This is a genomic window from Paenibacillus sp. J22P218, assembly GCF_056269195.1.
The window spans coordinates 861,836-888,349 of record NZ_JBWDNL010000002.1 but is presented as its reverse complement, the minus strand read 5'-3'; the positions used below and the strand labels follow the sequence as shown (position 1 = coordinate 888,349).

Below are 26,514 nucleotides of genomic sequence, written 5' to 3'. Positions count from 1 at the left end.
ATTACGCATTTTCCCACACTCCCATCTGTGCAGGCGTTCTTGGCAATACGATAAACTTAACCGCGTCGTCCGTTTTCAACGTAATGTAAATGTTATTGTCGTCCATCTCGGTTTCAGCATGAATCGCAGGGTTATCGCGTCCTGCTTCTTCAAGCGCCTTAGGAATATTCGAGTAAGCTTTATTTTCCATCGCTTCCGCTACTTCGAACAGCGCTTGATACCAATAGTCATCCAGCACCTTATTCGATTCGTTAAGAACATCCAGCTTGAATTCACGGCTGCCTATGGCGCCTTTACCATTATGATTAATCGATTGATAGATCTCGCGCAGATTCGCATCTTGCGATAACGTGACATCAATCGTTACTTGATCCTTGCTCATCTTCGGCTTTGCCGAACTCACAATTCCCGGCACGTCTGCAATCGCATCCTCAAGAGGCGCGGCAACAGCGACTTGATTATATAACGTCCATCCGCCGAACAATACAGCAACGGATATAGCGGCTGTAACAACGACCGGTACGATGCTTATTTTTTTCATCTCTTTATCGCCTCCGATTTAATTGATAGATCATCCGTATATCAATCACGCTATACGAAATTATATCATATCTATCAGCAGATCGGTCGGTGTAAAAACAGGAAACGGAGCCTATTGAGGCTCCGTCTTCGCTGGCAGCTTATATTCGTTCAAAAAATCGCCGCTCGTAAATGAATAAAAATCGTAGTAGTAATGGGTCTCGTCTGCCTTAAGCGTATAAAAGATTTCCCATACCGGTTTGTCGCCAAGCAGCCCAGGCTGCATTCGCTTTACAACAGCTTCAGGCTTCGCGAGGTCGAACTTGGCCCGAATGGCCTTCTTCGCCTCTGCTTCGGATGCTTTCACGACAATCGGTTCTGGTTCTTGCGTCGATGTTTCTTCGTCAGTTTCTTCGTCTACAGGTCTCGGCAGCCATACGTAGATCTGTTCGCCATCCGCATTTTTACCGGAAACAAACCAACTTACTTGATCCCAAATATGCTTGCTTATTTGATCGACTTCCGTCAAGTCAGCCGCTTCTATCGCTTCGGCTTTCGCCTCCCTCTCATCCGACCAGCGAGGAGACTTGATATCCTTATAATAAATCGCAGTCGTCGTGATGATGATGAGCAGAACGGCGACGATGACAAAGATCCATCGCTGCGTAGTCATAATCGGCTGGCGTTTCTTCGTATCCGCACGCATTAGGCTTGCAGCAAACGCTCGAAGCTCGCTTGCGCTTCGAAGCGGATTTGTTCTTCATCCAGCAATGTACATTCACCATTTTGAACAACTTGACGTCCATCTACCCACACATGCTGCACATCGCGCCCCGAGCCGGAATAAACCAAATGCGATACGATATCTGTCAGCGGGTAGAACTGAGGCTGATCCAAATTAATCGCAATAAAGTCGGCTTTCATGCCTACACGCAAGACGCCAATCTGATCTTGCTGCCAGATCGAGCGGGCGCCATATACGGTTCCCATACGAAGCGCTTCAACCGCAGGGATTGCCGTCGGATCGCCAGACACTCCCTTGTGCAGAAGTGCGGCAAGTTTAATCTCTTGGAACAAGTCCAGGTTATTGTTGCTCGCTACGCTATCCGTCCCAAGCGATACGGTAACGCCAGCTTTAAGAAGATCAGTCACGCGGGCAACGCCGCTCGCCAGCTTCAAGTTGCTGACCGGGTTGTGGGATACCGCAACGCCGCGCGCGGCTAGCAGCTCGATCTCGGCATCGTTAAGATGTACGGCATGGGCTACAAGCGATGGACGGGAGAAAAAGCCGTGCTTGTCCAAATGCTCAACAGGACGTAAGGCGTAATCGCGAACGTTTTGCTCTACCTCGGCAATTGTCTCGGACATATGAGTATGAAGAGGCAGGTTATAGTCATGCGCCGCTTGAACGAATCGCTCTATATAATCAGGCGGACATGTATAGGGTGCATGAGGCGATATCATCGTCGTAATTCTACCGTCGGCTTTGCCATTCCAATCACGGGCAAAGGCTATCGCTTCTGCCAGCTTCGCGTCTTGCACTTCCTTCTCGCACAAGCCGATAACGCCGCGCGTCAAGCAGCCCCGAATACCAGATTGCTCAACCATCATAGCGACCTGATCCATCCGATCATACATATCGACGAATGCCGTCGTACCTGTCTTAAGCATCTCGACGATAGCGAGTGCGCTGCCCGCCTTCGTATCTTGATCGACATACTTCGCTTCCATCGGCCACATCTTCTCTTGCAGCCATACTTGCAAATTTTGATCGTCCGAATATCCGCGCAACAGCGTCATTGCCGCATGTCCGTGGGTGTTAATCAGTCCCGGCATAAAAGCCAGCTTGCTGCCGTCAATCTTGCGCGCATCGGCCGCAACGTCGACAGGCGCAACAGGCGCAGCTTCTCCTAAGTATGTAATACGGTCATTCGTTACGACCATATGTCCTTTAAACGTCATGCGGCTCTCATCCATCGTGATGAATAAGCCGTTCTCAATCCATAGTTGACTCATTAGCTGATTCTCCTTCTCCTGCTAAATAATAGGCCAAGCTAAGCAAATCACGCGTGAAATCGGCGTTGTGAATCCGAATATGCTCGGGAACGCGCAGAATGGCGGGCGCGAAGTTCAATATGCCTTCGATTCCGGCTTCCACGAATTGATTCGCGACGTTCTGCGCTTCGTGGGCAGGCACGGTAATGATACCGATTCGAATACTTTGCTGGACGATAATTCGCGGCAGTTCTTCCATCGGCAGTACCTGCAGGTTGTTAATGCTAATGCCGATTTTGCTCGGATGAGCGTCGAACACGGCCGTGATTTTCATATTGTCTTTGGAATACTTATTGTAATTGCATAAAGCATGTCCTAGATTACCGGCACCGGCGAGCGCTACGTTAATCGGTTGATCGACCTTCAGTATTTGTCTGATCTTCTCGATGAGATACAAAACGTCATAGCCGATCCCTTTGCGGCCGAACTCTCCGAAATAAGCGAGATCCTTGCGAATCTGAGCAGGATTAAGGTCGAGCTTAACGCCCAATTCCTGAGATGAAACGGTTTGAACTTCACGAGTATGCAGCTCGTTCAATACTTGAAGATAGATAGGCAGCCGTCTAACGACAGCTTCTGATATTTTCGTCTGCTTCAACCTTTCTCCTCCTCTGATATCGCTGGTTTTTGCTCATTCGAATCCTTCTTATCTGTTGCACTTACGCTGCTGCTTAGCCACTCTCGCATGCGCAGCACCATTTGCTCCGTATGCATCGTCTCGATCTTCGGTCCCGGTAAGGAATACAGGAAATGCTTGCCGTAATACGCATCGATGATCCGCGTATCGTAGATGATGACAATGCCTTTGTCTTGCGATGTTCGCACGAGCCGTCCGAATCCTTGCTTGAATCGGATGACGGCTTGCGGTATGGACAGCTTCATGAACGGATTTTGCTTCTGCCTGAGCAGCAGTTCTGACTTAGCCTCCGCAAGCGGATGGTTAGGCGGCTGGAACGGCAAGCGTACAATGGCGAGACAGATGAGCGCTTCCCCGGGAATGTCTACCCCTTCCCAGAAGCTGCTCGTCCCGAGCAGAACCGATTCGGGCTGCTGCCGGAAACGTCTCGTCAGCTTCGTCCGGTTGCCGCTGTCGATGCCTTGGCCGAGCACTTGTATGCCGGACTCAGACAAACGTTCCTTAAGCGGCTCATACACTTGCTTCAGCATCTTGTACGATGTGAATAATACAAGCATTCTTCCCTTCGTTTCCTTCGCCGATGCCGCCAATGATTCCGTCAACATATCTAAGTAGGCTTGATCCACATAGGAACCTTTCAATACCGGGAAGTTGCGCGGGATGACGACTAGCGCCTGCTCCCGATAATTGAACGGCGACGGCAATTGCACGGTCTTAAGCCGGCCTTGCTCCTCGTACCCTGTAAGTCCTAGCTGTTCGGCCGCGTATTGGAACGACTTCTGCACGGATAAGGTAGCCGAAGTCATGACAATGCTTTCTTTGACATCGAAGAAATATTTCTGAAGCTGCTCGCTCACATCTACCGGTGCTGCATACAAATGAACCGAACGATAACGATAGGCGCTGCTCGCCTCAATCCAGAATACGGACGCTACCTGCTCCAGCTTGATGAAAATATGCAATTCATCCTTTACGCGGGTCAAATCCCTTAAAGCACCGTTAAGATCCGTGATGGCAGCTTGAATCGTTGAATCATCCACACGATCTTTAATATCAATAACCATTTTGTCCAACGTTCGAATAATCCGATTAAGCTCCGTATGCACATTACCTTCAGTCGTAACGGCGTCGTCCCAACCGGCTGGCAGCTCGCCGATCTTCAAGCGGCAAACCGCTTGCCCGGCTTCGCCTGAAGCAAGCTCATTCGATACCGAGGTAAAGCTATAGAACATTTCGAACAGTTTATCCCAATGTTCTTTAATATCATTAAATATAGGGATGACCGTATCGATTGTCTCCAGCCAAGCTGATTGATGCGCATCATCCTCGTATTGCAGCTTAATTCTAAGAGCTGGAAGCAAGCCAGACCTGGCATCCTTATAGAGACGCTGTACGGCCTGATTAAAAGAGAAATAGCTGACCTGCATGCCAAGATGCTTGCCTGCGACCTCTTCCACATGATGCGCTTCATCTATAATAAGATGGCTGTATGTTGGAAGCAAACGATGATCCGCCTGGATATCGGTGAATAACATCGAATGATTAGTCACACATACATCTGCGATGTTCGATTCCTGCTTGGCGCGGTGATAATAACAACGTTTGAACCACGGACATGCCCGGTTAAGGCAGGAATCGGCATCGCTGGCTACGGTTGACCAGAAGTCAGCGCCTTTGTTGCCGAAATTCAGCTCCTCTTGATCGCCGGTCTCCGTTTCACCAAGCCAAACGACCATTTGTGCAGCTGTAATGACATCATCTATTGGCGATACAAGATCTTTCGTATTCACTTTGCCTTCGAATTTGCGCAAACATAAGTAATTGCCTCTCCCCTTGAAGATCGAAGCCTTGAAAGGAAATGGCAGCACGTCCTCCAGCAGCGGGATATCCCGTTGCCGAAGCTGCTCTTGCAAGTTAATCGTATGTGTGCTGACAACAATCTTTTTATTGTTGCGAATGCCGTAATACAAGGCCGGGATCAGATACCCTAACGACTTGCCTGTTCCCGTTCCCGCTTCAATAAGCAAATGCTGGTCGCTGTTTAAGGCATTGTACACTTCATGGAACATTTCCGTTTGCGCTTCGCGCTCCTCGTAATTTTCGAAGCGAGCTTCGAAACGCGCCTTCACATCCGCCAAATATTGTTCGAAAGACAATTCGCCGAGCGAGATATTGTCGCTCTCGGCTCGCGGCGGCTGTTCTTCTGTCCATTCTCTAACCTTAAGCGCAAATTGATTAAAGTAATCGTATTCTGCAGGCTCGAACACATTTCGAACTTCCATACGCTGCAGCGTCTCTGCTATAAACCAGCTTAAATCGCTTCCATCGTTAATTAGCGCAGATAGCCGCTGCAACGTAAGCAGCGGCAATTGGCGAAGCTTTTGAACAATTTCGATAAATAAGTTCGCAGTAGCGAGAGCATCGCTGTCCGCACGATGGTGGCTTTCATGCTCGATGCCGAACATTTCCGTTACAGCGCCAAGCTGATAAGTCGTAATGGAAGGATATAATATGCGAAGCAGTTCAATTGTATCGAGCCTGCGTCCGGCAAAGCCATGATAACCGCAACGATCAAGCGCTTGATTCAGAAAGCCTGCATCGAAACCAACATTATGCGCGACGAGCACAGCATCATCAAGCAAGGGTATGAGCTGTACGAGCACCTCCTGCAATTCCGGCGCATCTTCAACTACGGCATCGTCTATGCCGGTTAGTTGAGTAATAAAAGCCGGTATCGGTACAGTAGGCCGTACGAAAGTGCTGAACGTTTGTAATACTTCAAGCTCTTCCGAAACAAGGACCAGTCCGATTTGCAAAATATCGTCGGACTGGCTATGCCCGGTCGTCTCTAAATCCAGTACTGCAAATTTCATTCGTTCCCCGATCCTCTCACAAACAGCACAGCTCCGTGCTTCCAAAATATAACGATAATTGCAAAGGCGTTTGCTGACATGACTTCAAGTTGTTCAGCGGGTCGGTAAAGCTGGGATAAACTTGATGAGCCTTCATGAACAGCTTCTCCGCATGGGCAAGGTTCATATGAACCGCTTGAATGCATCCTAGCGCATTATAGCCTAAAGCAAGCCATTTAGGGAAGTCCGTTAAAGCAATCAATAATTGAAAATGCCGTTGGGCTTCGTTCCAGTTCTGCATATGCATATGGGTCATGGCCAGAAACAGACGAGCAAGGTTGCATTCCGGCGATTGCCCTACAGCGACTTGAAACTGCGCCGCGGCTTCAGGGAACATCAATAATTTATAATAACCTTGTCCCTTGGAAATAATAGGCGCAGCATCTTCTGGAATTTCTAGATCCGCTTTGTTGCAGACGGACGAAGCAGATGCTGTGTATACGGGAGATGCAGCTGGTTCCTGCTCAAGAGCTTTCACAGCTTCGCTGCCACCTGACTCTGTCATTGCGGGGGCGGACTTGCTTACAAGCTCGCCGTAGCTGTCCTTGAAATCAGACAGCTTTTCTTCAAATTCAAGCCATTGCTCGATGAACGAATCGCTCACCTTCTTAAGCTCGTTCATTTGCTGGTCGAACTGTCTTTTTTGCTGCTCGCATGCATCAGGATATTGCAGAATCATTTGGTCAAGCAGCTCATTCATTTCAGTAAACATATGCTGGAACATACCGCATCCCGCCTTCGCCAAAGAATTAAGGAGTGTGTTATGCTCATTTTTTGTTTTTACGACGCTTTTCATTCAGCATCCCAGCCGTTACATAAGCAAGGAATTAACTAAAGAACAAACGGACGCTTCACTGCAAATGTTACAAAATCGTTGAATGAAGCTCTTCCGTCAGGGAACGGAGCGGCTTGTTATCGGCATCTAATATCGTTACGATCGGCTTGTGCGCTTTCGCTTCTTCATTGCTCATGGATGCATAAGAAATTATTATGACTTGATCTCCGGGCTGTACTTGCCTTGCAGCTGCTCCATTTAAGCAAATGACGCCTGATCCGCGCTCGCCGACAATGACGTACGTTTCGAAGCGTGCCCCGTTATTGTTATTTACGATCTGCACTTTCTCATTTTCCCATATATCGGCTGCATCCATCAAATCCTCATCAATGGTGATGCTACCTACATAATTGAGGTTCGCTTCCGTAACCGTGGCCCGGTGAAGCTTTGATTTCATCATTGTTCTGAACATAGTCCTGTACCTCCGTTCTTTCCAATAAACAGTTATCAATTAATCTTGTCGTTCCGAATTTAACCGCCATCGCAAGCAGCAAAGGCTGCTTGACCTCAGACAACGATCCCGTTTGCGACAGTGTGTCAAGTCTTGGATAATGAAGCAGCTCCACGTAATCAATGACGGCTTCGCTTGATTTGATAATATGAAGCTTCACTTTAGCCAAGAGACGTTCAGCGTTCATGTCAGGCTCCAGGTACCATTCGCTAGCCAGTGCGAGTGCTTGCGACAGCACAACCGCTTGGCTGCGCTGCTCCGCGCTTAAATAAACGTTGCGCGAGCTTAATGCAAGTCCGTCTGGCTCACGCACAATGGGACAAGGGACAATTTCTACCGGTATGTCAAGGTCATTCACGATTTGTTCAATCACGGCTACTTGCTGCGCATCCTTCATGCCGAAGTAAGCGCGATCCGGCTGAACAAGATGGAACAGCTTGCTGACAACTAGTCCTACTCCGTCAAAATGTCCGGGACGCGATGCCCCGCATAGGCGATCCGTAACCTGGTCAACGATCAAACGAGTCAGCGGCTTCTCCGGATACATCTCGGCAACTGATGGCATAAATACAACATCTACGCCAACCGCTTCAGCCAATGCTAAGTCTCTTGCTTCATCCTTCGGATATCGGTCCAAATCTTCATTCGGACCGAATTGAAGCGGATTTACGAATATACTCAGTACCGTAATATCGTTATTTTCCTTCGATTGCCGCATCAGGCTTGCATGTCCTTCATGCAAATAACCCATGGTCGGCACGAAGCCGATGGTTGCACCTTCTTTTCGGAAGGTGGCTAATTGCTGCTTAAGGTCTGCTTTCGTTCGGCTAATGATCATGACAATCGCACCTCCGCAGCCGACTTCTCTGACTTCTCTGTCGGTTCATCACCAGAACCGTTGCCTCCGTATAGAGGCTGAACAGCCGACGTATGGCCCAGGAAAGCATGCTCCTCCGCTGGGAAGGCAGCTCCTTTAACATCTTGAACATAGGACTGAATGGCATCTCTAATCGTAGTGCCGATGTCGGCATACGTTTTAACGAATTTTTTGGGTGTATAAGGCGATGCGTATTGCAGCAGATCATGGTAGACAAGCACTTGTCCGTCACAGCCGCGTCCTGCCCCGATCCCAATCGTAGGAATTGTGAGCGCTTCGCTTATTGCTGCTGCGAGTGGTTCCGTCACAAGCTCCATTACGATGCTGAACGCGCCGGCTTGCTCCAAGGCTTTAGCGTCATTCATAAGACGTTCAGCTTCCTTGTCGAGCTTTCCTTGCACCTTGTAGCCGCCAAGCTGATGCACGGATTGTGGTGTAAGTCCGATATGACCCATCACCGGAATGCCGGCTTTCACCAAGGCTTCGACGTCTGCCGCAATCTCTGTTCCGCCCTCGAGCTTAAGGGCCTGCGCTCCGCCCTCCTGCATGATCCGCGCCGCGTTGCGAAGGGTCGACTCGCGTGACGCGCCGTAAGTCATGAACGGCATATCGGCAACGATGAACGTTTGCCCCGCTCCGCGAGCTACCGCCCTTGTATGATAAATGATGTCGTCGATCGTTACCGGTATTGTCGTCTCGTAGCCAAGTACGACATTTCCAAGCGAATCGCCGACCAATATAACGTCAATACCTGCTTCTTCGGCTAATTTCGCCGAAGGATAGTCGTAAGCGGTGAGCACGGAAATCGCATTGCGTTCCTGCTTCATTTTTTTCATCGATGTGATCGTCAGTCGTTTCCTCATCAGCTTCTCATCCCCTTCGAATGGTATAAGAACAGAACAAGTCTATTCTTATATTTTAAACACAAAAAAACCTTTTAGCCGCTGCTAAAAAGGTCCCCAAACTGAAAAGGAAACGATTTCTTATGGTGCTTCCTTCTGTCTCGGTCCTAGCGGCTCAGAGCAGAGTGTGCTTTTCCAACCATTTGCTTAAAACTTAAATTGTCGAACGATTGTCAGTGCAGCTTCCAAGGAATACCGCCTGATACCGCTATTTTAACAGACTTCTGTCTATTCGTAAACGGATGCGCGCAGCTTATGTCGGTTCGCCCATTTCAGCCGAAAAAATGGGAATGACATTGCCGTCCTCCAATTGAATGTTAATCGCGCCGGATGTATCAAGTCCTACTGGAATGCCTGTTATCGTGCCTTGCGGTGTCACCAAACTCGCTGGTTTGCCAAGCGATATCGAGAGTGCCTCCCATAACGTAATAATTGGGGCGAACCCTTGCTCTTGGTAAAGATCGTACAATTGCTCCCATTCTTGCATGAACTGAACGATAATATCGCTACGCGATAACGTATGTCCGGAAGCGATGCGCAGTGAGGTTGCCTTCTCGAGAAGTCCGTCAACATAATCGGATGGCTCCAGATTGACGCTAATGCCCACACCGGCAATTACATAACGAAGCCGTTCGTCTTCTGCTGCAGATTCCAATAAAATGCCGCTTATTTTCTTTCCTTCGATTAACAGGTCATTTGGCCATTTGATGCCTATCGACAGACCCGTTAGCCGTATCAGGCTTCTGCACAACGCTACGGCAGTAAGCAAAGTCAACTGCGGAGCAAAGTGAATCGGCACGGAGGGACGAAGCACCATGCTCATCCATATGCCTTTGCCTTTCGGCGATACCCAGCCTCTTCCCATGCGACCCCGACCGCTCGTCTGTTGTTCCGCAATGATAAGCGTCCCTTCCGGAGCGCCTTTCTCTGCCGCATCCCTAGCGACAATCTGCGTCGATTGAACGGTGTCGTGCATAAGAATGTGTCTACCGAAGCGGCTTGACGTCATACGGCTTGAGAGCAGATCGGAATCGAGCTTGTCCGGAATGCTCAACAATCGGTAGCCTAAACGTCGGGATGCCTCGAAGCTATAGCCCTCGGTCTCCAGCTTCTGAATCTGCTTCCATATCGCCGTACGGCTCACTTGCAGCTCCTGGCTCATCTTCTCTCCGGATACATATTGACCCGGCTCTCGCAAAAACATTTGCAACAGCTTATCGTTACTCATTGTTATTGTCCTCTTTATCCCATAGTTCGGCTTGCGCGAGCAGCTTCTCTCGTTCATTCGCTAGCTCGCAGCTAGCCACTTGTACAAGCAGACGATGCAGACATCGGCTCACCCAAGGTCCTGCCGGCTTCATAAGCCGTTGAGCGAGCATACGTCCATTCACATCCAGCTGCTTTAACGTTACGATTGGAAACGCATTTAATTGATCCTTCAACATCGCCAAATCGATTGCATCAGAACCTGATCCGGCTTCATGACGATGAAGGGCCGCTTCGACGAGAAGCCAATCCTCAGACATTTGTCTGCCTTCGCGAATGACGGTCTCTACCCACCACCGCTTAAGGGAAGGAAAGTTGAGAGCTCCTTCACTCCTCACACCAAGGGCGTTCTCATGCAACCGGATCAATCTTGTTATTCTCATTCTTCGAATATTCGATAGCTTCAGCAGTCGTAATGATTCATCAGCAGCTTCCGAAGAAATTGCACTCTCAATCAGCACGGCAGCCCACCTGCAATCCAAATCGTCAAGCAGGCTGATCCGTCCATATTTTTTACTGCTTCGTCTAGTGGATAAGGTACAATTTCGACTCAAACTTTGAAGCAGAGGCAGCTTGTCTTTCAACTTAAACAGCAAGCCGCTCGCATGCAGCCATGCGAGCGCTCTGCGCGGATCACTGCCGGCAAGCATCTTGTCGAGCTCGGCTTGAACGCGTTCCATTGCAATATGCTGCATAAGTTGGCTATGCTTCTTAAGCGCCCTCCAAGTGGAGACGGCCGGCTGAAAGCCATAGACGGCTATGAACCTGACAGCTCTCATCATTCGCAGCGCATCTTCCTGAAAGCGCGCATCGGCATCGCCAACACAGCGAATGTAACGCAGCTCGATGTCGTCAGCGCCGCTGTATGGATCGTATACGCTCCCGTCTTTCTTAAGCGCCATCGCATTGATCGTGAAGTCGCGGCGCAACAGATCGCCTTCCAGACTCGTTATGTACGCAACGCCAGAAGGCTTGCGATAATCCTCGTAAGCGGACTCCTGGCGATAGGTCGTCACTTCATAGGTCTCACCCTCATGAACGATCGTAATCGTTCCATGCTGGAGACCCGTCGGTATACATTTTGGAAACAAAGCCATAACCTGTTCAGGCCTCGCAGAGGTTGCAATATCGACGTCCTTGACAGGAAGTCCGATAACCGTATCTCTTACCGCGCCGCCTACAAACACCGCTTCATAACCGTTTTCCTCAAGCTTAGCGACAATTGGCACAGCAGCTTCGAGCAGCGTGGGCAAAGTAAGCTTCATACGTTATCCAGCCTCCGATACATGTGTCCATTTGCCGGCACTTTATTCTCCGCAGACGATCATTGGCATTTCTGCTTCGATTCCGAGTACGCGGTAATAAATTTGTTCATATTGAGCAGTAATCACATCGTTGCAGAACTCATGCGTCGCGCGGAAAATACATGCTTTTCTGAATTGCTCATGCAGCTTCTCGTCTTGCAGCAGACGAATCGCGTTTTCTGCCATGCTGTCCACATCGCCAATCGGGCTTAAGAAGCCCGTCTCTCCATGCGTAACAAGCTCAGGGATACCGCCTGCGTTAGAGCCGATCGTCGGCACGCCGCATGCCATCGCTTCAAGCGCAACAAGTCCGAAGCTCTCCTTCTCGGATGGCAGCAGCAGTACATCGGCAAGTGAAATAACTTGCGCAACGTCTTCCTGCTTGCCTAGAAAGACAACGCGATCCTCAAGTCCCATGTTTTTGATTTTGCATTGGATCTTGGTCAATTCCGGCCCTTCGCCTACAAGCATCAGCTTCGCAGGCATCTTCTCCGCCACCTTGGCGAATATATCGATAACGTCTCCGACCCGCTTCACGGGGCGGAAGTTGGAAATATGCATGAGCACTTTCTCGTGCGGCTTGACATAATCGGCACGCAGTGAAGCCGAATCGCGCGGATAATAAATCCGTTTGTCGACGAAGTTATACGTCAAGTCGATCGGCGTCATAATATCGAGCAGGTTTCTCGTTTCGTTAATCAAATCATTCGATACGGCGGTTACCGCATCGCTTTGATGAATGGCCAGACGGATCAAGTCCTTAAGCGATTCGTCTTGCGCCAGTACCGTAATATCCGTACCATGCAGCGTCGTCACTGTCTTCAAGCCATCGCCAATCATTTGCTTCGCCAAGTAAGCACATACCGCATGCGGAACGGCATAATGAACATGAAGCAGGTCTAGCTGCTGCATCTTCGCCACTTGAGCCATCTTGCTGGCAAGCGATAAATCATAGGGCGGGAAACGGAATACATAATAATCGTTAACTTCGACTTCATGGAAAAAAATATTTTTGTGAAAATGTCCCAATCGGAACGGAATGCTATGTGTTATAAAATGAATCTCATGGCCGCGTTCGGCAAGCAGTTTGCCGAGCTCTGTGGCAACAACACCTGATCCGCCAAGCGTAGGGTAGCAGGTAATGCCGATCTTCAGTTTCTTCGCCACTTTTGTCGCACCTCCTGTGCAAGCGTCTATCTGTTTAATGTATTCGACAAGAGCTGTACGATTTGTCTAAAATCCTAAAATAACGTTACAGCATGCGGGCGCTTGATCGCGAACCCTTCGGCATAGGCCCAGCCGCGGGCTTGTCCAAGCAAAGCATCTCTCGCTTCAACCCGTTCAACATAACTATTCGTCAGCGGGGTCGATACACGGTCCTCGCCCGCGGAAGCTTGACTGAATTGCGAGCGATAGGCAAGCATCGATTGACGCTTCACTTCATAATGTTCGCTTACATCCACGACAAGCGATACCTGCTCGACATCGTTTATATAATAATAAATGAATTGTTCGACTTGAACGGGCGGAAGCTCCGGCATATATCGACGAAGTTTGGCGTTGAATACCGCTTCCTCGATAAGCCGGCTGCAATTCACATGATCCGGATGGCGATCTACCCAATACGGCGCGAACACGATTCGAGGACGGAAATAACGAATTTCCGCAACAATACGCTCGATCTGCTCCTTCGTGCCTTCCAGTCCTCGGTCCGGCATGCCAAGATTCGTTCTTGCGGATAGACCAAGCACCGCAGAAGCTTCGGCAGCTTCTTGCTGCCTCAGCTCTACGGTGCCGTTAGAGGACATTTCCGCAAGAGTCAAATCACATACCCCTACACGTTGACCGGCACGCACGTGCTTCGCAATTGTGCCGCCCATCCCAATTTCCGCATCATCCGCATGAGCGCCGAATACGAGTATGTCCAATGACTCCGATTGCGCAGTCCTCACGTTCATTTTGTTTCCTCCGGCTTGTATTTATGTACAAGCTCTCTCCAAGCAAAGTCACCGCGTTCCAGCGCCTTTACGAGCAGCTCGGCTGTTGCGATATTCGTCGCTACCGGAATGCCTTGAACATCGCAAAGACGAAGCAAAGCGATAATGTCCGGCTCATGCGGCTGCGCCATTAACGGGTCGCGTAAGAAAATAATCAAATCCATTTCATTATCCGCAACGAGAGCGCCAATCTGCTGGTCGCCGCCAAGCGGACCCGATCTGAAGCGATGTATGTTAAGCTTCGTCTGCTCCATAATGCGAGTGCCGGTCGTACCGGTCGAATACAATTGATGAGGAACAAATACATGCTCATAAGCGATAACGAAATTAACCATTTCTTCCTTCTTGCGATCATGTGCGATAAATGCGATCTTTAACATGCCTTTCCCCTCTCCCGCTGCGCAAGCTCATTAATCCATAATATGTTCGAAGCCGTAGACCATCCCGCTGTAATTCATAACCTTCTTCACCGCGAGATTAACACCCGGCATATAACCGGCGCGGTCATATGAATCGTGGCGAATCTTGAGCGTTTGTCCATGACCGCCGAAGATAACCTCCTGCTGAGCGAATACGCCCGGCAGCCTGACACTATGTATGCGGAATCCGTTGTAATAGCCTCCGCGAGCCCCTTCAATCGTTTCCTCTTCCTTCGGGTTGCCTTGGCGAAGCTCTTGTCTCACCTGAGAGATCAGCTCGGCTGTCTTGATCGAAGTACCAGATGGTGCATCCAGCTTCTGGTCGCCGTGATATTCGATAATTTCGACATGCGGCATATATTTGGAAGCTTGTGCGGCGAACTTCATCATCAGTATAGCACCGATGGAGAAGTTAGGCGCGATCAAGCCGCCAATGCCTTTCTCCTTGCAAAGCTCGTCCAGCTCCACGATCTGCTCCGGCGTAAACCCCGTTGTTCCCATAATCGGACGAACTCCGTGAAGAATGGATTTCTTAGCATTGCTGTATGCCGCATGCGGCACCGTGAAGTCAACAAGAACATCTACCCCGGCGTTTGCCAGTGCTTCTTCTAGCGTTGCGCTTGCGGTTACGCCCGTTTCGCGAACGCCTGCGAAGATCCCTGCATCGACAGGACCGGCCGAAGGAGCGACGGCTGCGACGAGCTGCAGCGCCTCATCCTCCAGCACCATTTTCACAACTTCCCGACCCATTCTTCCGCTTGCGCCTACTACAGCCACTTTTATTTTCTCAGTCGTCATCGCAATCACCTATTCCTTTTTCGTTTCGTTCCGCCGTTCTTTAGCCGTTCCGACCGACGTTTGCGAATTACATCAGCGAACAAAGTCCGAGCAGACGAATGTTCGGGTTCAAGCCGTAACGCCTCGCGCGCGGAAGTAACTGCTTCATCCCATCTACCGAGTGAACCATATACGACACCTAATGTATAGAAGGCTTCGAAGCAGAGCGGATCCAGCCTCGTTGCTTCAATAAGCAGCTCTATCGCCTTATCAGGTTGATTCGGATCGTTCAATAGAAGCAGTTTCGCTTCAGTCAGAAGCAGCTTCGATTCTATCGTATGCAAGTGGAACCTGAATTCTGCATTGTCCGGTTCAAGCGTTAGCGCGCCATCCGCATAATGCTTCGCCTTGTTCCACTTGCCGCTGCGCGAGCAAGAAATCGCGCATTTATGATAATAACTCGCATTGTCCGGCTCTACCGCTATCGCTTGCTCAAACCAATATATCGCTTGCTCAAAATCGCTGTTAAGGATGAATTCATAAGCTTTCTTGATGCAGCCCTCTCCGTCCATCCGCCCATCCTCCTTGTACACAGGTTGATGGTACAGCATATGTAAGGAGCTTGTTTACAGTTCGGTCGTTTTCTTCGTCCACCGATTAGCATCGCGCGTCGCGAACTTGTGCATAACCTTATCATGAGCCTCGGTAAGGTCAATGCCTAGTGAATTAGCGAAGCAGGATAGCAGGAACAAAATGTCCCCGAGCTCCATTTCGACCGAGTTATCCGCCTCGTCCGCCTTCTTAGGCTTCTCGCCGTAGAAGTGATTGATTTCTCTAGCGAGCTCGCCTACCTCCTCAGACATTCTTGCCATAAGCGCAAGCGGACTGAAGTATCCTTCCTTGAATTGCGAAATATAAGCGTCAACTTCACCTTGTATATCCTTCAACGATTTATCTGACATCGTCTCTAATTCCTTTCTGACTAAGCTGCAACTTGGATTTGGCTTGTAGAAATGCCCATATCCATATACGTTTCTATGTTAACGTAAGTCGTTCATGAAAATCAATGTTTTTCGGTTATTGAATGACCGAGCGCAAATGATCTGCACGCTGCTAGGCACATTGTCGCTCACCAGCTGCCTTACGCTTCTTCCTGCGAAGGGCTCGTATGCCGGACAACAAAAAGAGGTCGTCTATTGCGTCGTCCAAAGGCAGGAAAACCGCCGTTTGAAACAAATTGTACGCAATATCGACCCTCGTGCGTTTATCGTCATTGACGAAGTGCATGATGTACTATGTGAAGGATTCAAGGAAGAATAGCTCTATTTCAATGGCTTGATTCCATACGGCGCGCGTTGATATTTGCGCCAACCCGAATAAGTTAGTACTGCGCAAATAATGGTCCCTAGAAACAGCGCCCAACTAATAGGATTCGTTGAGGCGGCGGGCGCAACGACCGGCAAAACAGCGGTCTCACGTCCTTCATCGAACAATTGAACAAGCTTATCCCTTAGCGCTACCAACGACTTGTTAACCCGTTCGCCATTCGATCCGCCGTCCATAATGCCGTCCAATAGCAAGTCTGTATAATGGGCACGAACAAGCGCTTCATCAATTGCGGTATCGCCATACTGAATGGATGCCGCTAGCTCGATTCGGTTCAAATGCTCGTTTAAGCTATCCATAGCCGCGCTTGCAGCGAGTGCGCCATCGTCTGTCGACCGCTTCCATGATTGCTGAACTCTCGTCCAATCATGAAGCAGAACGCTCTCATATTGCAGCCATAAGGCATGCTCTGGTCGCACCAAAGCATCCGTAGACAGCTTAATGCGCGTTGCAGCCATTAGCCAGCCCGAACCTGGCTCACCTCTAACTAAAGCCTGCTCGATCTGGGCGACAGCCTCGTTAATCGCTTCCCAACCAGCTTGTGAACCTGAACCAGACGCAGAAGCTAGTTTGGTAAGTTGATTGAACTGCTGAAGCTTTAGAAATCCGGCTTGGCGATTATTCGTATAAGCGGCTTCATACAATGAAGCGGCCGCCTCGTCCAGGCTCGCTAACATAGTCGCCTCGGAACCTGCTATCAATGAATTGCCGCTAGGGCCAAATATTGCGTTCCCCCATACTGCGCTTGCTGAACCGATCGTCATGACGATACATAAGACGAATGGAATCATAATCCGTATCTTCATGGACATCCCCCCATAGTTTCATTCTATGAGGGGAAGACAAGCGTTATACCTTCTTTCTAAAATGCCAGACGATCATTGCTGCAAAGAAGCTGAATATCGACAATCCGTATGTGAAGGCACGTACGGCAGGAATATCGTCTTCCAACTCATCCGCAAGCCATGGGAAAACCTCATACGAATAATCAATCGTATCATTCAGCAGCAGCCAAGCTGTGCCGACAAGCAGCGCGGCAAATCCGGCTTTCATATAGCGGAAGTATAATAAAGCTTCGACCGCCATCCCCAAATGCGATGCCATGAGCATATAATGCGTCCACTCGAGTTGATCGCCTTGCCAAGCGCCTGCTACGATCATCGCTACTGCCCAAATACCGTATTTCACGGAGCATACGACGGCAAGAGCTTCGATAATAGCACGCCCCCCAGTAACTAGACGCGAAGAACTCCTTGGCGGAAATAGCAAGTAAAGCAGCGCTAGCGTAAAAAATAAGCTGGCAGTCGGGCTGTCCGGCACGAACACCAATAACCACGAATCGAAGTTTTCGGAAGTATAGATGAGCTGGCTTTCATACCATATGTAGCCGTATACCGTTCCGAGCAGGTTGACCAAGAAGAGCAGCCATAGAAAAGGACGATAAAGCAAAATCGAGCTGTTCCATACCATTTTGTTCATTGTTCTCCTTTCAAGCGTAAACGGCTGAAGCCGTCCTTTGGCGGCATCTGCTATCGTTTCGCGGTGAAATATAAGCTAAGTACAAGCAGCAGATTTATACTTCTTATATTTCAAAAAAAACCTGACCGCATGATACGATCAGGTTTTCTATTGCTTATGTTATTCGGTTGCAGCCTTCTGCTTCGACAGCCACGTTGTTAATTGATCTATCTCTTCAGTAGAAAGCTTAGAGCCAAATTCAGGCATAGCTCCGTTATTCTTACCGTTCGTTACGATCTCAACAAGCTCTTCCTTCGTATGCCTGTCGCCTACGCCTACCAGGCTAGGTACAGATCCTTGGCCTTTCAGGTCAGCTGCATGACACGAAACACATTGTGCTTGCTTCGCGATATCCATTGCTGGATCATTCGCGTCAACCAGTGCTGCTTCCACGGTTGGCTTCGTATAGTTCGGTCTTTCTTCGCCCTTCTCGGCAGCCTCGCGAGCTTTCTCCTCGCGCTCGATATGCTCTGGAACTTGTCCATTGATCTCGAGCTGGTGCTGATAGTGATCCCACGATATGACCGTCAAGTATACACAAGCAATCAACGTAAGACCCATAAGCGATGAAGCGATCGGACGGCGGTAGAAGCGGCGTTCCTTGCCTGTATCGAGGAAAGGAGCGAGCAGCAAAGCGCCGAACATAACGCCTGGAATACCCATTGTACCAAGAACGATATAGTCCTGGGATACGTAAGGATACTTAAGGAATTGATACAGGAACAGGAAGTACCAGTCCGGCATCGGAATAAATGCAGCGTTCGTCGGATCCGCAGGATAACCTAGCGGAGCCGGCTCAGCAATTGTCCACACTAGAAAACCGACCAAGACTACGCAACCGACCATCCATTCTTTAAGCAGGAAGTTCGGAATAAAGGCTTCCGACTTGCCCGGGTAAGAAGTATAGTCCGGCGGTATGTTCGGATGGTTGTTTTTCTTAACACGAGAATCGCCTACGTAGACAACTTTCTCGTCTGACTTATGACCATGCGCCATAATAGAATCCTCCCTTCGCTTAAAGTGGTCCAGAAATACCTTGCTTCCGTATCATCAAGAAGTGAGCTGCCAGCATGGCGATCAATGCGCCAGGCAAGAAGAACACGTGGATAGCGAAGAAGCGAGTCAACGTCTGAGCGCCTACGATGTCGCCGCCGTATAGGAACGATGCGATATACGGCCCGATATACGGAACGGATTCAGCGATCTGAACACCAACTTTTGTTGCGAAGTAAGCTTTGTTATCCCAAGGCAACAGGTAACCTGTGAAGCCGAGGCCCAACATAATGAAGAAAATAAGCATCCCGACTACCCAGTTCATTTCGCGCGGTGCTTTGTAAGAACCGGTAAAGAATACACGCAGGGTATGTAGGAACATCATTACGATAACTAAGCTCGCGCCGAAGTGATGCATGCCTCGAACGATTTGTCCGAATGCAACTTTGTGCTGCAAGTAGTCAACGCTGGCATAAGCATTAATAATGTCCGGAACATAATACATGGTAAGGAACATGCCGGACAAAATTTGAATTACAGTGATGAAGAACGTCAAACCGCCAAAGCAGTATACGAAAGCGGAGAAATGATGAGCCGGGTTAACGTGCTCGGGCACCTCGTGGTCCGCAACGTCTCTCCAAAGCGGCGTAATGTCTAGACGTTCGTCAATCCAGTTGTACACACTTTTAAACATCTGAAATACGCCCTCCTTAACTCATCCGCGAGTTCGGCTTAACCGGACCGAGATAAACAAATCCGTCCTCAAGCTTCACTTCGTATTCATCCAACGGGTTCGGTGCTACGGCAAGGTTTTTGCCGTCCTTCGTATAACGCGCGTCATGACAAGGACAATCATACTCGTTTTTGCCTTTCGTGTTCCAGCCTATCGTGCAGCCCAAATGCTTACACACCGGCGAAAGTGCAAATACCGTACCGTTGTCATCCTTGGAAATCCATGCCGCGAGCTCAGGATCGCTCACGTACCATCCATCGATTTGATGGATTTTGAATTTGAATTCTTGCGGTTCATTTGTAATTTTGCTTTCTTCAACAACTTTGACAAAAGTGCCTTCGCCCTTCTTCTCAAGGAGCGGGTCCACTGCAAAACGGACCATTGGCAATACCGCGCCGCCCATCATAAATGCAGTCGTGCCGCCGAGCGTATATGACAAAAATTGACGCCGGGACATTTCTTTGCGCTGAACCGGTCGATGCGCGGTCTCGTGTTGTTCGTGGTTACTCATCTTCTGTTCTAACCCCCTTTGCCAACCATATCTCGCGTCTTGCCGCACGGCAAAACACATGACGAACTAGGACATAACTTATAATAGCCTAGGTGCTAGGGAGCGTCAAGAATATGGCTGGATATTTGCGCGTCTAACAAAATGCCGTTCATTAATTTGTTATCATTTTGTCACATTTGACCTTGTCTGCCATAAGTTTTCCCCAAAACCCGATTTTATTATACAAAATGCCAATCGCCGCATCATTCCGTCTGAGATTGCCATAATAACCGAATTTCGTGAGAAACGAACGCCTGTTCAGGAATATGCCCATCTTCATTCGGTCGTATCCATAGATCGGCTTGCTCGCAGCTCAGTTCAAGCGCCGGATTGGCCGACACAAGGACGACATATTTGAAGCCTGAACGCTTCAGACCCGCGCACATGGCGTTCACACTTTCAGAGAAAGATCCGGATGAAGTCACATAATGGCAGGCCGGATAGGTCACTACACGCCCCTTGAACGGTATTTCAATTAAATCCATTATATCTCGCAATCTCTCCAGCCACTCGGTTGCCTCGTAAGGCTGCTCTGAACCGTCCATGCCCGTTACAGGCAGCAAGCAGGTATCCAAATACGGGCGCAGCTCTTCCCATTGCTCCTTCTCGATTTCGCTAAACTTCATAATCTCTCTCCCAGCCTCGTTTTGTTAGCATCTTACCTGAGTTTAATTGATAATTCCTTAGATTTCAAAAAAAAGCTTCCGTTCCGCATAACTTCGGGCATCATATCCCGATATGCGGACTTGGAAGCTTCTTATTTTCACGATTCCAACGGAACTACGACCTCGCTCGCGCCGTTATCGTTTTAATGCATTCAATTGTTTAGCAAGACGGTAAAACGTATCCTCATCGCCAGCAGCCAGCGCCTTATCGATTGCCTCGTGAATTTGCTTCGTCTGAAACTTGAGCACAGCATCGTCCAGCACCAGTTCAGCTGCCAGGCCGAGCATGGCTTCATACGCTACCTTCATTTTGTCCATAGGATACACCTCCAAACCGGCGTTAAGAGATCCTATATTCTATACCTTTCGTCACATAGCTCTCCATCGTCCTTCTCATGCGCTGCAAATCGTCATCTGTTAGTTCTCTTACGACTTTGGCGGGTGATCCGAGTGATAGAGTATAGGGTGGTATTTTTTTGTTCTCTGTAACAATCGAACCGGCTCCTATTAAAGCATATTCACCGATGTCTGCGCCGTTAAGTACGATTGCCCCCATTCCAATTAAAGTGCCTTTGCCTATCGTACAGCCGTGGATGATTGCCCCGTGTCCGACTGACACCTCATCGTCCAGGATAAGCGGCTGATCCGTATTCACATGTCCGATTACGCCGTCTTGGATGTTGCAGCTATGTCCAATGCGGATTGGAGCGAGATCGCCTCGCAGCACAGCGTTGAACCATACGGTGCTCTGACGTCCTAAGCTTACGTCGCCGATCAGCTTAGCGCCTTCCGCAATATAGACTTGCTCCTCCAACGACGGCATTACCCCTTTGTAAGGCAATAGCATTATCCTTCATCTCCCATACATTCAAGTAGAGAGATACTACCAATTCACTAATTGAAAGTCAAATCATCCGCTGCGTTCAAAATACCGGCTCGGCTAGCGAAACGCCAGCCACAATCGCTCTTCCTGCCTTCGTCATGCGCACAACCGTTCCATGCTCTGGGTGCTCACCCAGCCTGAGTAATCCGAGGTGAACCATCATCATCATAATACGCTGCTCGAGTATCATTTCCGCGCTGTCATAATAATACGGCTTAATAAACGGCAGCAGCACCTGACGGAGTGATTGTACCGTCACCCATTCCTCGGACAAAGCATTGATCCAGTGCACCAATGACAACAAATTCGGGATGGGGCTCTTATACAGCTTCAACCAGTAACGGTACATCTCCTCGGCTTCGCCTGGCGGCTTTGCAACGATCCGCTCTTGCCCGATTGTCGTTACCGTTAAGACGGCCTGCTGCTCGCTTATGTATTTGGCGTGATAGCAATAGTCATATAGATAGGACATCCGGTTCGGGTAATAATTGAAATGTTTCCCGTAGCCGAACCGCCATTCGCCTTTCCCTGGAAGCTCCTCTCTAACGCCGAATCGATCCAGCAGCTGTACGCTGAAGCGCTTGTACATCGAGCCGTCTGGCGTCAATTGGATTTCGTTATGGTATGCATAATGGAGAAGCTGCCTGATATCATCCTGTATGAGCATCTGTTCGTCACGGTATACTGGCGGTTCATCGGTATACTGCAGCTCTGCGGCGAACTTCCGTTTTAACGTATCGCGAAATCGCGACTTCAAATCGTTCGGCACTTGGAACAAATAACGATTCGGACCGCTGAAGCCATTGAATAACCAGCCCTGATGCTTGAATTTTGCGATGATGTCCCGCGGACTTATTGGCTGCGGCTCCTGTTCAGCCTTTTTCCGTGTACGCTTCGATTTGGGCGGAGGTGCTGCCTCCTCGCGAATTTCGGATTCGCCGAATCGCGCTTGCTGCACGCGGGCAATAAGATCCTCAAGACTGTAGGAGCTGCGTACTTCAAAGAGTAGCGAATTTAGAAATCGCAAATCCTCCAGCTTCATCGTGCTGATCTGCGCTTCAAATACATCATTTCGACTTACCGTGGAGAGAATGGATTGAATCAACTCGTTTTTGGAATGACCGTTGCACTCGCAGCGGTATACGTCTGCAATTCTGCTGAGTTGCTGGATATCTGCGTATCCTAGCATTTCCGATAAATTCATCGCTCTCTCCTTTCTGCCTGAAGCGAACAACCAACCTGTCTTTGCCGCGTCTTTTACGTAAGCTTACTGTGTGTGAATTAGCGTCATTTATAACCATTATGGGTCAATCTCGCACATTTAAAACCTGATGAAAGCATCGTCTGCGCAAAAAAAAAGAAGCCGCATCATCGATAAAGATGAAGTGACTTCCTTCTATTTCAGGCTCGGCTCAAGATGCCTCGTACAATTATGAAGCAGCGGAGACCAAATACCATCCTTATATTCAAGTATCGAATACGATAAATTGTTCAGCCGCTCGTCGCTAAGACCTTCGCAGAGCTTATGAAGCAGCATTGCCAGGAAACTGCCATGCGAGACGATCAGCACATTACTTTCATTATATTGTAAGCTTAGCTCCTTCAATGCGCTAAGCCCTCTCTCCAGCATTTGGTCATCCGTTTCTATACCGCTTGCCACACGATCCCATACATCGCCCCAACGGTTAATGCGTTCTTCCTTGGTCAGCCCTTCTGCTTCTCCGAAGCTGCGCTCGCGAAGTCTGCTGTCCCCAGCAATCAATGGAATCTCGAGCCTATTCGCAATAATGCCGGCTGTGGTATAAGCTCTCTGAAGGTCGCTGGAAACGACCATATCCCACTTCTTAGGCTCGGATAGGAGACGTCCTGCCAAAGCTCCTGCTTGCCTAATGCCATTCTCGTTCAAGGGAATGTCTGTCTGGCCCTGTATTCTGCCAAGCGCGTTCCAATCGGTTTGACCATGACGTACAAATCCTATCAGCAAGAGATGTTGCCTCCCTATCCGCATTGTTGTTATGTTTTTATCAATTTCTCGTCCGAGACAGCCAATTCAGTATAAGCAGTGTCATGATTATGCCAAGCAAGGACAACGCAACATAATATTGCGGGAATGAAGGAACGATCTTAAGCACGAACGGATCGCTAATGCTTGCTACGGGCACTTCAGCGTAGAAGCCTGCATTAATCGTCATCGCATCGCCCGAAGCGTTGGCCGTCTCGATAAGACCCGATAAGTCCGCAATCTGTGCTTGCTGCGTAGCATTCTCTTGATCGAACACAAAAACAAAGAAAGCGCACGCGAACATGGCTAAGCATGCAGCTACGACAATCGCTATGTTCCGGCGGAATGAGCGTGAGAAATGATAACTTTTGTGGGCAACCGGCATCAGCCACGACTGCTCCGCGTAGATTCGCTCCATTACATCACGGTTGACATGCTCCGAAGGACCAATGAAGTCTTCCTCTTCCGATAAAATACGAATCAGCTCTTCGCTCTCTTCCCATAAACGAAACTGTTCCGCACATGATTCACATTCCATCAGATGGCTGTCTATGGCTCCGCGTTCAGCATCGTCTTCGGATAACTCCCAATATTGTCCGAAAGTGTTTTGGGCATCGATGCACTTCATCTTGTATTCATCCCTTCGAATTCCTCCAATATCGGCGATTGTCCGAAATAAGGCTCGAGCTGCGTCTTCACGCTGGATCTCGCACGGAACAGCAGCGACTTCACGGAGCTGACCGTCTGACCCAGTATACTCGCGATTTCCTGATAATCGAGTTGCTCATATTCGCGAAGTATGAGCGCAGAGCGCTGCTTCTCCGGCAAATTGTTAATAGCCTCCCGCACCATGGCCATCCGCTCATTGCGGAGCACATGCTGCTCTGGCGCAGCATCGAGCGCGGCGACAGGCTCGAAGCCCGACTCGTCGAGCGAGACGCTAGCCGCCTTCTGCTTACGAAGCTCGCTTAGAACCGTATTGCGAGCAATTGTATATAGCCATGTTGAAAAAGAAGCATCCATTTCCCGAAAGGAATGGAGGCTGCGATACGCTTTGTAAAAAGTTTCGGAGCATAAGTCCTCTGCCATCAGCTCGAGCTTGGCGCTCTTCAGCATATGGTAGATGAACGCTAATATTTTACGTTGATAGCGTCGCATCAGCTCGGAGTAGAGCTCGACGTTGCCATCCTTAATCTCACGTATTAGCTGGGAATCAGTCATGACAGGCGAACCTCCTCCACCTGCGGATTATTCCCGGACGATACATATATATTGTACCTGCCGGACAATGAAAAGTTGCGGTGTTATCACAATAAATTCGATGTAATACGAGTATTAGTACAATTCGAGTTCGAAAGCTAAAATCCTGCTTCTTTCGACAAAAGGATAAAATTCCATAAATTATCATCGACTCTTGAAATCAGTGCAAAAAAAATAACCGCCTTATAAAAGGCGGCCCGCACATTGTGCGAATGATTTGGATAGGAGTGGAGAGAAACCATACTGTACTTTTATTATATGTATACGCTTCCAGTTTGTCAATAAGCGCTTTCATTTTTATTCAAACTTTTTTGTAAGCGTTTTTCGGCTAATTGTTCAAGCGTAAACGGCTGTCGCTACGCACGAACCGTTAGCCGCGTCTTTGCGCAGCTCGGTTCTGTGCCATCCTTGGCGGCATATAGGCAGAAGTATACGAGTGAAACTTATACTTTCCTATATTTTAAACAAAACAACGTGCACCTTAAAGGTGCACGTCGTAGCCGCTCGCGGTGAGCTGTTCGATCGCTTGATCTAAATTTTCTTGATTGCGGAACGACAGCCTTAGAATGCCCGGCACGTCTTCCCTGCTCTCAATAATATGCATGTTGCTTAGATTAATCCTCTTATTGCCTAGCTCGCTGGCAATCTTGCCGATTATGCCCGGCGTATCGGGCACGTCGACGTAACAATCGAATGTCGAATGAATGATCCCTTTGCGGCGCTCAGGCATTTTACTGCGGAAATCCCTTGCTGTGCGGAAAGCTTCTTCGATCGATTCGCCATCGGATCGTTCGATCATGTCGGCGAACTTGTTTGTCTCATTGCTCCAATCGCGCAGAAGCTGCAGCAGCACACTGCGGTTATTCACCAATATATCGCGCCATACGACGGGATCGCTGGAAGCTATGCGCGTAATGTCGCGGAAGCCGCCCGCAGCAAGCGATTCATACAAGCCGTTGCTCTCATTGTAATTGCGAACTTGATTCACGAGCGCAACTGCAATCATATGCGGAAGATGGCTGATGGCGCCTACAATCTCGTCATGTTCCCGAGAATCGACGATAACCATATTCGCCTTCGTATGACTAAGCAGTTCCTTCAGCTTGTCCACTGCGACCGCAGGTGTATGCTGATCAGGCGTCAGCACGTAATAGGCGTTCTCTAACAAGTAGACGGAAGCCGCCTCAACACCTGAACGCTCCGAGCCCGCCATTGGATGACCGCCAATAAATACCGCATCACCTAAATCAAGCGTGCGCGCACATGCCGCAACCGACGCCTTTGTGCTCCCTACATCCGTTATAATACAGCCCGGCTTCAAGTTGAATGTGCTAAGCTCAATCAAGTATTCTTCCAGGTTGCCTACTGGGACGCACAAAATGATGAAGTCTGCTTGCTCAGCGGCTTCCCGCTTCGAGGTCGTTGCATAATCAACAACGCCGCGCTGCATATATTTCTCTACCGAGGATTGTCGGTTGGAATAACCGATGACGTGCATATCGGGTTTCCCTTTCAGACAGAGAGCGATAGACCCTCCGATCAATCCGACGCCAAAAATCGCAACCGTAGTCAT

General features: G+C 49.1%; 30 protein-coding genes and 1 pseudogene. 1 reads left to right on the top strand and 30 read right to left on the bottom strand.

Features of this window, described 5'->3' with window-relative positions; all coding sequences use genetic code 11:
- Position 1 precedes the first annotated feature (1 nt).
- The 17 genes from AC0YN0_RS13000 to AC0YN0_RS12920 all read right to left on the bottom strand — a co-directional run bounded on the left by AC0YN0_RS13000 (position 2) and on the right by AC0YN0_RS12920 (position 15,913).
- Complete coding sequence (locus tag AC0YN0_RS13000; protein WP_475821584.1) at positions 2-541, bottom strand: hypothetical protein; 540 nt, start codon at positions 539-541, stop codon at positions 2-4.
- Between the two features lie 111 nt (positions 542-652).
- Entirely contained in the window at positions 653-1,225 is a 573-nt protein-coding gene (locus AC0YN0_RS12995) for a cell wall elongation regulator TseB-like domain-containing protein (protein WP_475821583.1), read from the bottom strand.
- Positions 1,225-2,535: an amidohydrolase gene (locus AC0YN0_RS12990; protein ID WP_475821582.1), complete on the bottom strand. Its 1,311-nt coding sequence runs from the start codon at positions 2,533-2,535 to the stop codon at positions 1,225-1,227. The genes AC0YN0_RS12995 and AC0YN0_RS12990 overlap by 1 nt, the downstream gene beginning before the upstream one ends.
- Positions 2,516-3,172, bottom strand: a complete 657-nt coding sequence (locus AC0YN0_RS12985; protein ID WP_337103433.1) for a redox-sensing transcriptional repressor Rex — start codon at positions 3,170-3,172, stop codon at positions 2,516-2,518. Before AC0YN0_RS12985 ends, AC0YN0_RS12990 begins: the two co-directional genes overlap by 20 nt.
- On the bottom strand, positions 3,169-6,096 hold the full coding sequence (gene dinG / locus AC0YN0_RS12980) for an ATP-dependent DNA helicase DinG (RefSeq protein WP_475821900.1): 2,928 nt from the start codon (positions 6,094-6,096) through the stop codon (positions 3,169-3,171). Before dinG ends, AC0YN0_RS12985 begins: the two co-directional genes overlap by 4 nt.
- Positions 6,097-6,100: 4 nt before the next feature.
- Positions 6,101-6,847, bottom strand: coding sequence for a hypothetical protein (locus AC0YN0_RS12975; protein ID WP_475821581.1), 747 nt, complete (start codon positions 6,845-6,847; stop codon positions 6,101-6,103).
- A 139-nt stretch (positions 6,848-6,986) separates the two neighbouring features.
- Positions 6,987-7,370, bottom strand: a complete 384-nt coding sequence (gene panD / locus AC0YN0_RS12970) for an aspartate 1-decarboxylase (protein WP_337103435.1) — start codon at positions 7,368-7,370, stop codon at positions 6,987-6,989.
- The gene (panC, locus tag AC0YN0_RS12965) at positions 7,297-8,247 is read right to left on the bottom strand and encodes a pantoate--beta-alanine ligase (RefSeq protein ID WP_475821580.1); all 951 of its coding nucleotides are present in this window, start codon (positions 8,245-8,247) and stop codon (positions 7,297-7,299) included. Before panC ends, panD begins: the two co-directional genes overlap by 74 nt.
- Complete coding sequence (gene panB / locus AC0YN0_RS12960) at positions 8,244-9,149, bottom strand: 3-methyl-2-oxobutanoate hydroxymethyltransferase (RefSeq protein WP_475821579.1); 906 nt, start codon at positions 9,147-9,149, stop codon at positions 8,244-8,246. The genes panC and panB overlap by 4 nt, the downstream gene beginning before the upstream one ends.
- 292 nt (positions 9,150-9,441) lie before the next feature.
- Positions 9,442-10,416: a biotin--[acetyl-CoA-carboxylase] ligase gene (locus tag AC0YN0_RS12955; protein WP_475821578.1), complete on the bottom strand. Its 975-nt coding sequence runs from the start codon at positions 10,414-10,416 to the stop codon at positions 9,442-9,444.
- Entirely contained in the window at positions 10,409-11,719 is a 1,311-nt protein-coding gene (locus AC0YN0_RS12950; RefSeq protein WP_475821577.1) for a CCA tRNA nucleotidyltransferase, read from the bottom strand. The genes AC0YN0_RS12955 and AC0YN0_RS12950 overlap by 8 nt, the downstream gene beginning before the upstream one ends.
- A gap of 42 nt (positions 11,720-11,761) precedes the next feature.
- A complete protein-coding gene (bshA, locus tag AC0YN0_RS12945) occupies positions 11,762-12,925 on the bottom strand; it encodes an N-acetyl-alpha-D-glucosaminyl L-malate synthase BshA (protein WP_475821576.1) in 1,164 nt (387 codons plus the stop codon).
- Between the two features lie 74 nt (positions 12,926-12,999).
- Entirely contained in the window at positions 13,000-13,716 is a 717-nt protein-coding gene (gene bshB1, locus AC0YN0_RS12940) for a bacillithiol biosynthesis deacetylase BshB1 (RefSeq protein ID WP_475821575.1), read from the bottom strand.
- On the bottom strand, positions 13,713-14,135 hold the full coding sequence (locus AC0YN0_RS12935; protein ID WP_442053218.1) for a methylglyoxal synthase: 423 nt from the start codon (positions 14,133-14,135) through the stop codon (positions 13,713-13,715). The genes bshB1 and AC0YN0_RS12935 overlap by 4 nt, the downstream gene beginning before the upstream one ends.
- A 30-nt stretch (positions 14,136-14,165) precedes the next feature.
- Entirely contained in the window at positions 14,166-14,972 is an 807-nt protein-coding gene (dapB, locus tag AC0YN0_RS12930) for a 4-hydroxy-tetrahydrodipicolinate reductase (protein ID WP_475821574.1), read from the bottom strand.
- Positions 14,973-14,977: 5 nt separating this feature from the next.
- Positions 14,978-15,523 (bottom strand): tetratricopeptide repeat protein, encoded by a 546-nt coding sequence (locus tag AC0YN0_RS12925; RefSeq protein WP_475821573.1) that lies wholly within the window; start codon positions 15,521-15,523, stop codon positions 14,978-14,980.
- Between the two features lie 54 nt (positions 15,524-15,577).
- Positions 15,578-15,913: a nucleotide pyrophosphohydrolase gene (locus AC0YN0_RS12920; protein ID WP_337103446.1), complete on the bottom strand. Its 336-nt coding sequence runs from the start codon at positions 15,911-15,913 to the stop codon at positions 15,578-15,580.
- 181 nt (positions 15,914-16,094) lie between these two features.
- On the opposite strand from AC0YN0_RS12920, the pseudogene AC0YN0_RS12915 reads away from it, so the two are divergent.
- Positions 16,095-16,271, top strand: a pseudogene (locus tag AC0YN0_RS12915) (DUF2179 domain-containing protein); the annotation flags it as partial.
- A gap of 2 nt (positions 16,272-16,273) precedes the next feature.
- Here the strand turns inward: AC0YN0_RS12915 and AC0YN0_RS12910 are convergent.
- The 13 genes from AC0YN0_RS12910 to AC0YN0_RS12850 all read right to left on the bottom strand — a co-directional run bounded on the left by AC0YN0_RS12910 (position 16,274) and on the right by AC0YN0_RS12850 (position 26,514).
- Positions 16,274-17,143 carry a sporulation protein YpjB gene (locus AC0YN0_RS12910; RefSeq protein ID WP_475821572.1) on the bottom strand — a complete coding sequence of 290 codons (870 nt, stop codon included), beginning with the start codon at positions 17,141-17,143 and terminating at the stop codon, positions 16,274-16,276.
- 43 nt (positions 17,144-17,186) lie between these two features.
- Positions 17,187-17,816 carry a DUF1405 domain-containing protein gene (locus tag AC0YN0_RS12905; protein WP_475821571.1) on the bottom strand — a complete coding sequence of 210 codons (630 nt, stop codon included), beginning with the start codon at positions 17,814-17,816 and terminating at the stop codon, positions 17,187-17,189.
- A gap of 159 nt (positions 17,817-17,975) precedes the next feature.
- Entirely contained in the window at positions 17,976-18,851 is an 876-nt protein-coding gene (locus AC0YN0_RS12900; protein ID WP_475821570.1) for a c-type cytochrome, read from the bottom strand.
- A 19-nt stretch (positions 18,852-18,870) separates the two neighbouring features.
- The gene (gene qcrB, locus AC0YN0_RS12895; RefSeq protein ID WP_307201559.1) at positions 18,871-19,542 is read right to left on the bottom strand and encodes a menaquinol-cytochrome c reductase cytochrome b subunit; all 672 of its coding nucleotides are present in this window, start codon (positions 19,540-19,542) and stop codon (positions 18,871-18,873) included.
- Positions 19,543-19,558: 16 nt separating this feature from the next.
- A complete protein-coding gene (locus tag AC0YN0_RS12890; protein WP_337103449.1) occupies positions 19,559-20,092 on the bottom strand; it encodes a Rieske (2Fe-2S) protein in 534 nt (177 codons plus the stop codon).
- Between the two features lie 242 nt (positions 20,093-20,334).
- On the bottom strand, positions 20,335-20,757 hold the full coding sequence (locus AC0YN0_RS12885) for a DUF2487 family protein (RefSeq protein ID WP_475821569.1): 423 nt from the start codon (positions 20,755-20,757) through the stop codon (positions 20,335-20,337).
- 174 nt (positions 20,758-20,931) lie between these two features.
- Positions 20,932-21,114 carry an IDEAL domain-containing protein gene (locus AC0YN0_RS12880; protein WP_307467129.1) on the bottom strand — a complete coding sequence of 61 codons (183 nt, stop codon included), beginning with the start codon at positions 21,112-21,114 and terminating at the stop codon, positions 20,932-20,934.
- A 22-nt stretch (positions 21,115-21,136) separates the two neighbouring features.
- The gene (locus AC0YN0_RS12875; protein ID WP_442053209.1) at positions 21,137-21,643 is read right to left on the bottom strand and encodes a gamma carbonic anhydrase family protein; all 507 of its coding nucleotides are present in this window, start codon (positions 21,641-21,643) and stop codon (positions 21,137-21,139) included.
- 76 nt (positions 21,644-21,719) lie between these two features.
- Positions 21,720-22,883 (bottom strand): hypothetical protein, encoded by a 1,164-nt coding sequence (locus AC0YN0_RS12870; RefSeq protein ID WP_475821568.1) that lies wholly within the window; start codon positions 22,881-22,883, stop codon positions 21,720-21,722.
- A 192-nt stretch (positions 22,884-23,075) separates the two neighbouring features.
- Positions 23,076-23,663 carry a histidine phosphatase family protein gene (locus AC0YN0_RS12865; protein WP_475821567.1) on the bottom strand — a complete coding sequence of 196 codons (588 nt, stop codon included), beginning with the start codon at positions 23,661-23,663 and terminating at the stop codon, positions 23,076-23,078.
- A gap of 40 nt (positions 23,664-23,703) precedes the next feature.
- Complete coding sequence (locus AC0YN0_RS12860) at positions 23,704-24,309, bottom strand: anti-sigma factor (RefSeq protein ID WP_475821566.1); 606 nt, start codon at positions 24,307-24,309, stop codon at positions 23,704-23,706.
- Positions 24,306-24,902, bottom strand: coding sequence for an RNA polymerase sigma factor (locus tag AC0YN0_RS12855; protein WP_337103455.1), 597 nt, complete (start codon positions 24,900-24,902; stop codon positions 24,306-24,308). The genes AC0YN0_RS12860 and AC0YN0_RS12855 overlap by 4 nt, the downstream gene beginning before the upstream one ends.
- Positions 24,903-25,422: 520 nt before the next feature.
- Positions 25,423-26,514 carry a prephenate dehydrogenase gene (locus AC0YN0_RS12850; protein WP_442053558.1) on the bottom strand — a complete coding sequence of 364 codons (1,092 nt, stop codon included), beginning with the start codon at positions 26,512-26,514 and terminating at the stop codon, positions 25,423-25,425.

Coding starts and splice junctions, on each gene's coding strand:
- AC0YN0_RS12995 (WP_475821583.1), bottom strand. CDS start 1,225: ATGCGTGCGGATACGAAGAAACGCCAGCCGATTATGACTACGCAGCGA.
- AC0YN0_RS12990 (WP_475821582.1), bottom strand. CDS start 2,535: ATGAGTCAACTATGGATTGAGAACGGCTTATTCATCACGATGGATGAG.
- AC0YN0_RS12880 (WP_307467129.1), bottom strand. CDS start 21,114: ATGGACAAAATGAAGGTAGCGTATGAAGCCATGCTCGGCCTGGCAGCT.
- qcrB (WP_307201559.1), bottom strand. CDS start 19,542: ATGTTTAAAAGTGTGTACAACTGGATTGACGAACGTCTAGACATTACG.
- panB (WP_475821579.1), bottom strand. CDS start 9,149: ATGAGGAAACGACTGACGATCACATCGATGAAAAAAATGAAGCAGGAA.
- AC0YN0_RS12855 (WP_337103455.1), bottom strand. CDS start 24,902: ATGACTGATTCCCAGCTAATACGTGAGATTAAGGATGGCAACGTCGAG.
- AC0YN0_RS12870 (WP_475821568.1), bottom strand. CDS start 22,883: ATGAATTTATCGGAAATGCTAGGATACGCAGATATCCAGCAACTCAGC.
- AC0YN0_RS12920 (WP_337103446.1), bottom strand. CDS start 15,913: ATGTCAGATAAATCGTTGAAGGATATACAAGGTGAAGTTGACGCTTAT.
- AC0YN0_RS13000 (WP_475821584.1), bottom strand. CDS start 541: ATGAAAAAAATAAGCATCGTACCGGTCGTTGTTACAGCCGCTATATCC.
- AC0YN0_RS12925 (WP_475821573.1), bottom strand. CDS start 15,523: ATGGACGGAGAGGGCTGCATCAAGAAAGCTTATGAATTCATCCTTAAC.
- bshB1 (WP_475821575.1), bottom strand. CDS start 13,716: ATGAACGTGAGGACTGCGCAATCGGAGTCATTGGACATACTCGTATTC.
- AC0YN0_RS12850 (WP_442053558.1), bottom strand. CDS start 26,514: ATGACTACGGTTGCGATTTTTGGCGTCGGATTGATCGGAGGGTCTATC.
- AC0YN0_RS12950 (WP_475821577.1), bottom strand. CDS start 11,719: ATGAAGCTTACTTTGCCCACGCTGCTCGAAGCTGCTGTGCCAATTGTC.
- AC0YN0_RS12900 (WP_475821570.1), bottom strand. CDS start 18,851: ATGGCGCATGGTCATAAGTCAGACGAGAAAGTTGTCTACGTAGGCGAT.
- panD (WP_337103435.1), bottom strand. CDS start 7,370: ATGTTCAGAACAATGATGAAATCAAAGCTTCACCGGGCCACGGTTACG.
- AC0YN0_RS12860 (WP_475821566.1), bottom strand. CDS start 24,309: ATGAAGTGCATCGATGCCCAAAACACTTTCGGACAATATTGGGAGTTA.
- AC0YN0_RS12975 (WP_475821581.1), bottom strand. CDS start 6,847: ATGTTCCAGCATATGTTTACTGAAATGAATGAGCTGCTTGACCAAATG.
- dapB (WP_475821574.1), bottom strand. CDS start 14,972: ATGACGACTGAGAAAATAAAAGTGGCTGTAGTAGGCGCAAGCGGAAGA.
- AC0YN0_RS12905 (WP_475821571.1), bottom strand. CDS start 17,816: ATGAACAAAATGGTATGGAACAGCTCGATTTTGCTTTATCGTCCTTTT.
- AC0YN0_RS12955 (WP_475821578.1), bottom strand. CDS start 10,416: ATGAGTAACGATAAGCTGTTGCAAATGTTTTTGCGAGAGCCGGGTCAA.
- panC (WP_475821580.1), bottom strand. CDS start 8,247: ATGATCATTAGCCGAACGAAAGCAGACCTTAAGCAGCAATTAGCCACC.
- AC0YN0_RS12890 (WP_337103449.1), bottom strand. CDS start 20,092: ATGAGTAACCACGAACAACACGAGACCGCGCATCGACCGGTTCAGCGC.
- AC0YN0_RS12935 (WP_442053218.1), bottom strand. CDS start 14,135: ATGTTAAAGATCGCATTTATCGCACATGATCGCAAGAAGGAAGAAATG.
- AC0YN0_RS12875 (WP_442053209.1), bottom strand. CDS start 21,643: ATGCTATTGCCTTACAAAGGGGTAATGCCGTCGTTGGAGGAGCAAGTC.
- AC0YN0_RS12910 (WP_475821572.1), bottom strand. CDS start 17,143: ATGAAGATACGGATTATGATTCCATTCGTCTTATGTATCGTCATGACG.
- AC0YN0_RS12885 (WP_475821569.1), bottom strand. CDS start 20,757: ATGAAGTTTAGCGAAATCGAGAAGGAGCAATGGGAAGAGCTGCGCCCG.